Annotated in this window: 8 protein-coding genes; 2 read left to right on the forward strand and 6 right to left on the reverse strand. The window is 72.0% G+C overall.

The window, feature by feature from the left end; genetic code table 11:
- Nucleotides 1–166: 166 nt before the first annotated feature.
- From ABS772_RS02660 to ABS772_RS02680, 5 genes are all read right to left on the reverse strand, one after another.
- Nucleotides 167–3,496: a helicase-related protein gene (locus tag ABS772_RS02660; protein ID WP_350391985.1), complete on the reverse strand. Its 3,330-nt coding sequence runs from the start codon at nucleotides 3,494–3,496 to the stop codon at nucleotides 167–169.
- A 150-nt stretch (nucleotides 3,497–3,646) separates the two neighbouring features.
- Complete coding sequence (locus ABS772_RS02665; protein ID WP_238253547.1) at nucleotides 3,647–4,399, reverse strand: TerC family protein; 753 nt, start codon at nucleotides 4,397–4,399, stop codon at nucleotides 3,647–3,649.
- Nucleotides 4,400–4,652: 253 nt separating this feature from the next.
- Complete coding sequence (locus ABS772_RS02670; protein WP_350391986.1) at nucleotides 4,653–5,624, reverse strand: tripartite tricarboxylate transporter substrate-binding protein; 972 nt, start codon at nucleotides 5,622–5,624, stop codon at nucleotides 4,653–4,655.
- A gap of 60 nt (nucleotides 5,625–5,684) precedes the next feature.
- Nucleotides 5,685–7,190, reverse strand: a complete 1,506-nt coding sequence (locus ABS772_RS02675; protein WP_238253549.1) for a tripartite tricarboxylate transporter permease — start codon at nucleotides 7,188–7,190, stop codon at nucleotides 5,685–5,687.
- Between the two features lie 16 nt (nucleotides 7,191–7,206).
- Nucleotides 7,207–7,872: a tripartite tricarboxylate transporter TctB family protein gene (locus ABS772_RS02680; RefSeq protein WP_238253550.1), complete on the reverse strand. Its 666-nt coding sequence runs from the start codon at nucleotides 7,870–7,872 to the stop codon at nucleotides 7,207–7,209.
- A gap of 399 nt (nucleotides 7,873–8,271) precedes the next feature.
- Between ABS772_RS02680 and ABS772_RS02685 the strand changes: the two genes are divergently transcribed.
- On the forward strand, nucleotides 8,272–8,523 hold the full coding sequence (locus ABS772_RS02685) for a hypothetical protein (protein ID WP_350391987.1): 252 nt from the start codon (nucleotides 8,272–8,274) through the stop codon (nucleotides 8,521–8,523).
- A 76-nt stretch (nucleotides 8,524–8,599) separates the two neighbouring features.
- On the opposite strand, the gene ABS772_RS02690 is transcribed toward ABS772_RS02685, so the two are convergent.
- Entirely contained in the window at nucleotides 8,600–9,067 is a 468-nt protein-coding gene (locus ABS772_RS02690; RefSeq protein WP_350391988.1) for a 5' nucleotidase, NT5C type, read from the reverse strand.
- Nucleotides 9,068–9,298: 231 nt separating this feature from the next.
- Between ABS772_RS02690 and ABS772_RS02695 the strand changes: the two genes are divergently transcribed.
- On the forward strand, nucleotides 9,299–9,943 hold the full coding sequence (locus ABS772_RS02695; protein ID WP_350391989.1) for a 2,3-bisphosphoglycerate-dependent phosphoglycerate mutase: 645 nt from the start codon (nucleotides 9,299–9,301) through the stop codon (nucleotides 9,941–9,943).
- The last annotated feature ends 76 nt before the right edge of the window (nucleotides 9,944–10,019 follow it).

A 10,019-nucleotide genomic window follows, 5' to 3' on the forward strand; every position in this document is an offset into this window, starting at 1 on the left:
TGGAACCCCTTCACCGCGCGCCGGGCCAAGGACGGCTTCTACGGCGGCTTCACCCTCGTCGTCCCCCTCGGGACCCTGCTCGGGCTCGCCCCGGGCTGATCACCGGCCACCGGTCCGGCCGTCGCCCCTGCCCTCCCGGCCTCCGCGGCCGGGAGGGTTTTCGCGTTCAGGCGTGCCGGTCGCGGGCCTCCTGGAGATGGCGCAGGAAGCGGGCGGCGCGCCTTCCCCGCTCGACCGCGTCGTCGCAGCCCCCGCGCATGACGATGCGCCTGTCGCGCACGGTGATGGCGTCGGAGACCGGGATCACCGGCGTCGGCCTGTCCGGATGGAAATCGGCCGCGATCCCCTGCGGTCCGCCGTTGAGACGGACGATGCCCAGCGCGAGGCATCCGGTGCGCAGGGCGGCCAGGGTGAACAGCGCCTCCACAGGCTCCGGCAGGGGGCCGAAGCGGTCCTCGATCTCGTCGCGCAGGGCATCGATCTCGGCCGCCTCGCGCAGGCGCAGCAGGCGGGAGTAGAGGCTCAGGCGGATCTCGGGCTCGGGGATGTAGTCGGCGGGCACGCGGCCGTTCAGGCCGATCCGCACCTCCGGACTCCAATCCTCGGCCGCCTCGCCCTTGGCCGCGCGGAGCGCCAGTTGCAGCAGATGCTGGTAGAGCCCGAGGCCGACGAGCTTGACGTGGCCGGACTGGTCGTCGCCGACGAGGTCGCCCGCGCCGCGCAGGTCGAGGTCGCGGGCGGAGATGGCGAAGCCCGCCCCCAGCCGGTCGAGCGCCTCGAGCGTGCGCAGGCGCTTCTCGGTGGCGGGGCTGAGCGGCTTGTCGGGATGCCCGAACAGGTAGACCACCCCGCGCCGCTGCCCGCGCCCGACCCGGCCGCGCAACTGGTGCAGCTGCGCGAGGCCGAACCGCTCCGCATCCCAGATCAGCATGGTGTTCGCCCGCGGCACGTCGAGCCCGCTCTCGATGATGCTGGTGGCGAGCAGCACGTCGCCCTCGCCGTCGGCGAAACGGACCATGGCGTCGTCCATCTCCGCCGGCTTCATCTCCCCGTGGGCGGTGACGACCGCGAGCCCCGGCACGAGCGCGCGCAGGCGCTTCTCCATCGGCGCGATGTCCTCGATGCGCGGGCAGACCACGAAGCTCTGGCCGCCGCGGCGGTGCTCGCGCCGCAGCGCCGCGGCCAGCGTCGCCTCCTCGAAGGGGGCGATCACCGTGCGGATCGGCTGGCGCACCGCCGGGGGCGTGGCGATCACGCTGAGGCTCTGCATCCCGACCATCGCCGCCTGGAGCGTGCGCGGGATCGGCGTCGCGCTTAGGGTGAGGATGTGGGCGTCGCCCGCCGCCTTGCGCAGGCTCGCCTTGGTCTTGGCGCCGAAGCGCTGCTCCTCGTCGATGATGACGAGCCCGAGATCGTGGAACGCCACGCCGCGCCCGGCCAACGCCTGGGTGCCGACGACGAGGCGGACGCTGCCCTCGGCCAGACCTTGCTTCACCCGCTTGGCCTCGGCGGGGGGAACGAGGCGCGAAAGATGCGCCACCTCGATGCCGAAACGGGCAAAGCGCCGCCGGAACGTCTCGACATGCTGGCGCACCAGCACCGTGGTCGGCGCCATGACGGCGACCTGCCGGCCGGCGAAGACCGCCGCCGCCGCGGACCGCAGCGCCACCTCGGTCTTGCCGAAGCCGACATCGCCGCAGACCAACCGGTCCATCGGCGCCTCGCCGGCGAGATCGCTCAGGGTGTCCTCCACCGCCCCGGCCTGATCGCCGGTGAGCGGAAAGCCGAAGCCGGCGGCGAACCGCTCCATCTCGCGCTCCGGCGGCACGATCGTCGGCGCGCGCGCCTTGCGGCGCTCCTGCGCGGCCTTGAGCATCGCCCGCGCCGCCTTGGCCAGCGTCGCCTCCGCCTCCAGGCGGCGCCGGCCCCAGGTGCCGCCGTCGAGCCGGTCGAGGGTCACCGCCTCGGTCTCCGAGCCGTAGCGCCAGATCCGGTCGGCTTGGGCGACCGGCACCATGAGGATGGCCTCGTCGGCAAACCGCAGGCGCAGGGCGTCCTCCTCGTCCGCCTCGCCCGCGCGGATCGCCTCCAGCCCCTCGAACACGCACAGGCCGTGATCGCGATCGATCGCGACGTCGCCGACCCGCAGCTCGACCTCGCCGATCGGCAGCACGGCGGCCTGCCGCCGCGCGCCCCCGGCCAGATGTCCGAACAGGTCGGCGGCGGCGATCACCGTCGCGCCGGCTTCCGGCACTCGGAACCCCGCCTCGACGGGCGCCTCGATCGCCAGCATGGCACCGGGCTCCGCCCCCTCGACCTCGGCCCAGGCATCGATCAGGCGCAGGGCCCGGTCATCGACGGCCGCCGCCGCCCGCACGAGGCGGCGCAGCGGCGCCTTGGGGCCGGCGAGCACGACGCGCTCCCCGGCCTTGAGGGCCGCGCGCAGGGCCTTCGCGAAGGCCGCCTCGGGGCGGCGCTCGCGGGCGAAGACCGGCCCGGCGACCCGTTCCGCCGCGGCTCCGGTCGCGGCGGCGAGGCTGCGCGCCTCGATGAGCGCCGCCCACGCCTCGGGCGCGAGATAGAGATCCGGCTCCCGGTCGGACTGCGGTCCCTGCCGGCTTCCCGCGGCCGGGGTCAGCCCGTCCGCCTCGCGCCCCTCGGCGATCTGCTCGAAGAAGGCGGCGGCGCGCTCCCCGACGCCGTCCTCGACGACGAGGCGCGCCCCGGGGACGTAGTCGAGGACCGTCACCAGCGCGGGATAGAAGCGCGCCAGCCGGTGCTCCTGGCCGGTGAAGGGTTCCAGGCCGATGTCGGAAGCCGGGTTGAGGATGATCTCGGTGGCGGGATCGATCACCAGCCGCTCGGTCTCGACCTTCGAGCGCTGCGACACCGGGTCGTAGGACCGGATCGCGGTGATGCGGGCGCCGTCGTGCTCGACCCGGCAGGGGAGCGGCGCGGCCGCCGGGAACACGTCGATGGTCCGCCCGCGGACCGCCACCTCGCCGGGCTCGTCGACGCGATCGTCGAGGATGTAGCCGAGCCGGGCTAGCTGCGCCGTCAGCTGCTCGGACTCGAGCGGGTCGCCGACGCGCAGCTCGACATGGGCGCTCGCCCAGGTCTCCGGCGGCGGCACGCGCTGCAGGAGCGCCGGGGCGGTGGTGAGCAGGATATCGGGCAGGGCTTGGCCGTCGGTCAGCCAGCGCAGCACGCCGGTGCGCGCGCCCATCACCCCGCGCGAGGGCGAGGCGCGATCGAAGGGCAGGCAATCCCACTCGGGAAAGACCGCCACGCTCCGCTCCGGCGCCAGGGCCCGCAGGACGGCGGCGATCTCGTCGAGGCGGCGCCCGTCGCGGGCCACGTGGATCAGCGGCCGCGCATCCCCCGCGAAGCCGAGCAGGGCAACCGCCAGGGCCCCCGTCGGGATCAGCGGGGCGGCCGACGCCTCCCGGCTCGCCTCCCGATCGTCTCTGGGCTTCGCGGTCCTGGGCTGTGCCATCTCTGTTCCGTCGGGCGGCTTCCGGGGTCGGCCTCCGAGAACCCCGGACGGGCCGCCGACGGTTCCTCCCCGCGGACGCGATCCCCCGCTTTCCCCGCACTTCCCTGGGGACCGCCGGACGAAAGCAGGCCCGACGGCGGAGCGGCGGCCTCAGCGGCCGAGGACGTCGGCTTCCGCCGTGTCGACGGCATCGGCCTGCTCGGCCGCCACCGCCCGGTCGGACTTGCGCTTGAGGAGGGCGCCGAGGCCGATGACGAGGACGGCGCCGACGGCCGCCGCCACGGCATGCAGGGTGGGCTGCAGAGCGGTGGGCAGCGCCTCGACCACGTGCTGATGCACCAGCCGATCGGAGATGATCATCTCGCCCGCCACCCAGCCGAGAAGCCCGCCGCCGAACCAGATCAGGATCGGGAACCGGTCGATCAGCCGGGTGATCAGGGTCGCGCCGACCACGAGGAGCGGGACGGAGAGGGCGAGACCGATGATGAAGAGCTCGTCGTGCCCCTTGGCCGCCCCCGCCACGGCGACGACGTTGTCGAAGCTCATGACCGCGTCGGCGACGGCGATCGTCCAGATCGCCTTGGGAAGGCTGGACTGCTCCTTGATGCTGCTCTCGTCCTCCTCCTCGCCGCGCACCAGCTTGACGGCGATGTGCAGCAGGATGAGGCCGCCGACGACCTTCAGCAGCGGCACCGCGAGCAGCTGCGAGATGACGACGGCGAAGACGATCCGCAGGAGCGCCGCGACCAGGGCGCCCGCATAGACGCCGATCTTTCGCTGCCGCTCGGGCAGCCCGCGGCAGGCCAGGGCGATAACCACGGCGTTGTCGCCCGACAGGATGATGTCGATCCAGATGATCTGGAGAAGGGACAGCAGGAAGGAGGAACTGAGATAGGAATCCACGATCGCACGCTTTCGCTGTCCCATCCCTCCGAGGCGGCGGCGCGACCGTCAAGCGTTCGCGCGCTGCTTCGGAGGGCGATGAGGATGGTCGGTGAGCCGGTCGAGGCTCCCGGACGGGAGCGCCGGTTGATGGTTTTTTCGGCGACGGGACGCCGGACGAGCCGCGGGCCGCGGGGTTACCCGAGGGCCGGTCCCGATGGCAACCTGCCCGGGACCGGTCTCTGCTTCGTCGGTGAGCGCTCTCGAACGACCGTCAGGGATTGGCGTCGGCGGCGGACCGGAGGACGGGCGTCCAGCGGGCGACCTCGCTCTCGACGAGCTTCTGCAGCGCGTCGGGGCCGGCCTCGGACTCCTTCGGCACCGTACCGCCGAGTTCGAGGATGCGCTTCCGCGCGCCCGCGTCCTTGAGCGCGGTGTCGAGGGCCGCGACGAGCTTGGCCCGGACGTCGGCCGGCAGGCCCTTCGGCGCGAAGACGGCGTTCCAGGCGCTGACCTCGTATTCCGGCAGGCCCGCCTCCTTGGTGGTCGGCACGTCCGGCAGGCTCGGGGAGCGCTCGGGGGTCGCGATCGCGTAGGCCTTGATCGTGCCGCCGGTGATCTGCGGGGCGACGTTGACGATCTGGTCGGTCATGAAGTCGACCTGCCCCGCCACCAGGTCGTTCAGCGCCGGCCCGGTGCCGCGGTAGACGACGAGCGTCGGCTTGGCGCCGACGAGGGAGTCGAACAGGATGCCCGTCGAGTGCGAGACGGAGCCGACGCCCGCATGCGCCTGGTTGATCGAGGCGCCGCCGGCCTTGATCGCCTCGATGAAGCCCTTGAGGTCGGGCGCCGCCATGGATTTCTTGGCGACGATGACGATCGGCGTGCCGGCGGCGAGGCCGACCGTGTCGAAGCTCTTGGCGGGATCGTATTTCAGACCCTTGAACAGGGCCGGCGCGGCGCCGTGCGTACCCATATGGCCCATCATGATGGTGTAGCCGTCGGGCGCGGCCTGCGAGGCACGGGTGATCCCGGTCGTGCCGCCGGCGCCGGTGACGTTCTCGATGACGACCTGCTGGCCGAGCGCGCGCGACATCGGCTCGGCGACGATGCGCGCGACGACGTCGGTCGGACCGCCGGCCGCGAAGGGCACCACCATGGTGATCGGGCGCTGGGGGTAGGTGTCGGCCGCGGCTCCGAAGGCGGCGAGCGCCGACAGGAGACCGAGTGCGAGAGCCGTTCTCATGGTTTCCTCTTTCCCTTTCTGATCTTGTCGTTTCGGAGAGCCCTGCGGTCATCGTGCCGGTCAGGCTTCCGTGAACACCTCATCGCGGCTTCGCCGCAGCGACGGCAGCAGCGCCAGCGCCAGGATGGTGAAGGCGACGAGGAACAGCACCGCGCTGACCGGACGCTCCAGGAAGACCATGGCGTCCCCGCGCGAGAGGGTGAGCGCGCGGCGCAGGTACTCCTCCATCAGCTTGCCCAGCACGAAGCCCAGCAGGAGCGGCGCCGGCTCGAAGCCGAACTTGATCAGCGCGTAGCCGAACAGCCCGAAGGCCGCGATGAGCATCACGTCGGTCGGCAGGGAATTGATCGAGTAGATGCCGATCGAGCAGAACATCAGGATCGCGGGGAACATCAGCCGGTAGGGCACCTTCAGCAGGCGCACCCAGATGCCGACCAGCGGCAGGTTGATGACGAGCAACATCAGGTTGCCGATCCACATCGAGGCGATCATGCCCCAGAACAGGTTGGGGCTCTTGGTCATCACGCCGGGCCCCGGCACGATGCCGTGGATGGTCATCGCGCCGACCATCAGCGCCATCACGGCGTTGGGCGGGATGCCGAGGGTGAGGAGCGGGATGAAGGCCGTCTGCGCCCCCGCATTGTTGGCGCTCTCCGGACCGGCCACGCCCTCGATGGCGCCGCGGCCGAAGCGGCTCGGGTCGCGGGCGATGCGCTTCTCGACGGTGTAGGCGGCAAAGGGCCCGAGCACCGCGCCGTTGCCGGGCAGGATGCCGAGCGTCGCCCCGATCGCGGTGCCGCGCAGGGTCGCGGGCATCGCCTGGCGCAGATCCGCCAGACCCGGCAGCAGGCGGCCGATGCGCGCCCGCGCGACCTCCCGCGTCTCGGTCTGGTCGAGGTTGCGCAGGATCTCGGCCACGCCGAACAGGCCCATCGCCAGCACGGAGAAGTCGATGCCGTCGGTCAGGAAGGTGAAGCCGAAGGTCATCCGCTCCTCGCCGGTCTCGAGGTCGGTGCCGACGCAGGCGAACAGGATGCCGACCAGGATCATCGCCACGGCCTTGAGCACGGAGCCGTGGGCGAGGACGACGGCGAAGGCCAGTCCCATGACCATCAGGGCGAAGTACTCGGCCGGCCCGAAGATCAGCGCGAGGCGGGTGAGCGGCGCGCCGAGCGCGGCGATCAGCAGGGTGGCGACGGTGCCGGCGAAGAACGAGGCGATGGCGGCGGTGCCCAGCGCGATGCCGGCCCGGCCCTGCCGCGCCATCTGATGCCCGTCGAGGGTGGTGACGACCGAGGTCGCCTCGCCGGGGATGTTGACGAGGATCGCGGTGGTCGAGCCGCCGTACTGCGCCCCGTAATAGATGCCGGCGAGCATGATCAGCGCGCCCACCGGATCGAGGCCGAAGGTGATCGGCAGCAGCATGGCGATGGTGGCGATCGGCCCCACGCCGGGCAGCACGCCGATCAGCGTGCCGACGAGGCAGCCGAGGAAGCAGAGGAGCAGGTTCTGCAGGCTCAGCGCGACGGCGAAGCCGAGACCGAGATTGGAGAGGAGATCCGGCACGGGGTTGCGCTTCCGATCAGGCGGTCATCGAGTGCCGGGCGACGTCGGTCCCGGCCCGCCGGGCGGACCGGCGCTGCAGGAGCAGCAGGCCCAGCCCCGCCAGGGCGAGCGCCCCGGCCATCAGCCGCAGGAGCACCCGCGAGGGAATCGTTCCGCTCGCCGCCTCGACGAGCGCGGTGGGAAAGAGCGGGATCGGCAGGTTGAGCAGGTCGCCGAACAGCAGCATGCACCCGGCCGTGAGGAGCAGCGCCAGGATCAGGAGTTCGCGGAACCGCGCTTCGGGCGAGGCGTAGCCCGCGAGGATGACCGCGAGGGGGCCGGCGACGATCAGGCCGAGGCCGGGCGTGGTGACGGGACCGAGGGTGGCGGGCCGGATCGTCACGGCGAAGGCGAGGATGGCCAGGACGACGACGACCGGACCGCGCAGGCCCACCGCCTGGAGCCCCTCGCCGCCGCGGACGAAGCCCGTCACGGCCAGCACGACCCCGCAGGCAGCCACGCCGACCGCGACCCAGTACGGCAGCATGCCGGGGCCCATCGCGCCGAGGGTGCCCCGCGGCAGATCGCCCGAGGCCCAGACGCCGAACACGCCGAGCAGGGCGAGGCCGAGGCCGGCCGCCACATTCTGCGGTATGCGCGAGAGCGCATTGCCCGACCCAACGCCACTCGATCGGTCGCTCATCCGTCCCCTCTCAACGGGCATGCCCGCACCGGCCATTCCGGTGTGCGCGGCACATCGGGAACGACCGGACCCTCCCTCGAGGAACTTTGTCCCGAGCCTATGCCGCGGAGCCAAGTTTCGGCAAGACCTCGCGCCGGCGAAACGCCGCCTTCCCGGTTCTTCTTTTGTCGATGACAGAGCCGGCGGTCGCCGCGCCGGGGCGGTCATCGAACCGAGCGGGCCGGAACCGGCCGCCGGAGCGGCGCCCCGCGCCATGCGTTCCTCGAGCAGCCGGCGCGCGCGGCGATCACAGACTATCGCCCGAGCCGGAACATCGAGGGCGCCGGCGGCATGAACCCTTTTCAGTGATCGCGCGTTTGTCCACCCGGTTTAACAGCATACAGGAAGGGGAGAACGTCCATGCGCAAGATCCTGATCGCGACGGCCGCCCTCGGCACACTGATGATCCTCGATGTTCCGAGCTTCGCGCAGGGGATCCGCATCGGTCCCGGCGGCGTGGACGTCGATGATGGCCGCGGCTACCGCGAAGAGCGCGACGACCGCCGCTATCGCCGCATGTGCCGGGAGCTGCGCGATCGCTGCGAGAACCGGGACCTCTACGGCGAGGAGGGCCAGGGCAATTGCCGGCGCTATCGCCGCATGTGCGGTTGATCGCCGCGAGGCGCGCGATCGCCGAGGCCGGGGCCGATGCGGGCTTCCGGCCCGATCGGGACCCGGGCGGCCGCGATCAGATGAATCCGTGGTCGCGCAGGGCTCGGATCGACGAAGCCGCGTCCCGGTGATGGATGAAGACGCCGCCGGCCTCCTCCCAGCGATGCCGGTGCGTGGTCCAGTCGTCGACCAGCGCGTCGCCCGGACGGCAATGCTCGCGCTTCAACGCGGCGGTCGTCGTGATCATCGGAGTGCCGGGAAAGTGGCGCTCGGCCCAGAGCCGCTTCTGCGGCTCCGCCCAGTTCCCCCGCGGCAAGCCGGTGAGGATGACGGGCCGGCACGCGCTGACGGCCTCGTAGAGGTCTCTCGCATCCGGCAACGGGTCGAGTTGCGCGAAGAAGTCGGGCTCCGCCGCCAGCCGGTCCCAGAACTGCTTCCGGCCGAAGCGGCGCTGGAACGCCTCCGGTGACAGACCGAGCACGCGCGAGGCTCCTCCATCGAAATCGGCCAGGACCCCGTCGCAGTCGAGAAACACCGTCGGCATCGCTTTCGTCACATCCCCCGTCGTCTCGCGTCGCGGCCCCGCATGCGCGGCCCGACGAACAACGCGCGTCGGCGGCTTCGGCTCGCGGCGGCAGCAGAAGGCCGCACCCCGTCCCCGGCGCGTCGATCTTTTCGGCCTTCGAGGGAGAAAGCGCCCGGCGCCGACGCCCCTCGAAGCAACGGTTGCGAGCCTGACCGTGACGCGATAGCTCGCTCCGGCGGGCGGATGGACATGGACAGCAACACACACACTCTCGTGCTCGTGCGTCACGGCCAGAGCGAAGACAACGAGCGGGAGCTCTTCTCAGGCTTGCGGGACCCGGCCCTGACGCCGCGCGGCGTCGAGGAAGCCGGCAGCGCCGGCACCACGCTGCGGAACCTCGGATACCGGTTCGATGCGGCGTTCACGAGCCGGCTCCGGCGGGCTCAGCACACGCTCGCGCTGATCCTCGAGGCGCTGGGCCAATCCGATCTGCCCGTGCACACGGATGCGGCCCTGAACGAGCGCGACTACGGGGCGCTGGCCGGCCTGAACAAGCCGGATGCGCGCGCCCGGTTCGGGGTCGAGCAGGTCCGCACGTGGCGCAAATCCTACGATGCGGTGCCGCCCGGCGGCGAGAGCCTGGCGATGACGGAGGCGCGCCTGTGGCCGTTCTTCGAGCACACGATCGCGCCTCGCGTTCTGGGCGGCGGCTGCGTGCTCGTCGTCGCCCACGGCAACTCGCTGCGATCCCTGCTCCTGCGCCTCGACCGGATCGAGCCCCGGCAGATCGAGGACGTGAACATCGGCACGGCCGAAATCCTCGTCTACCGCGGCGACCCGGCCACGCGAACGCTCACCCGGGCCGCGACGATCGCGACGCCCGCGGGCGGTTGATACGGTTTCGTTTGATCGCTGCGGACAGAGCATGGTCTGTCCCCTCCCCCTTGTGGGGAGGGGTTCGGGGTGGGGG

The sequence above is a fragment of the Methylorubrum podarium genome, from assembly GCF_040270385.1.
Taxonomy (GTDB): Bacteria; Pseudomonadota; Alphaproteobacteria; order Rhizobiales; family Beijerinckiaceae; genus Methylobacterium; species Methylobacterium podarium.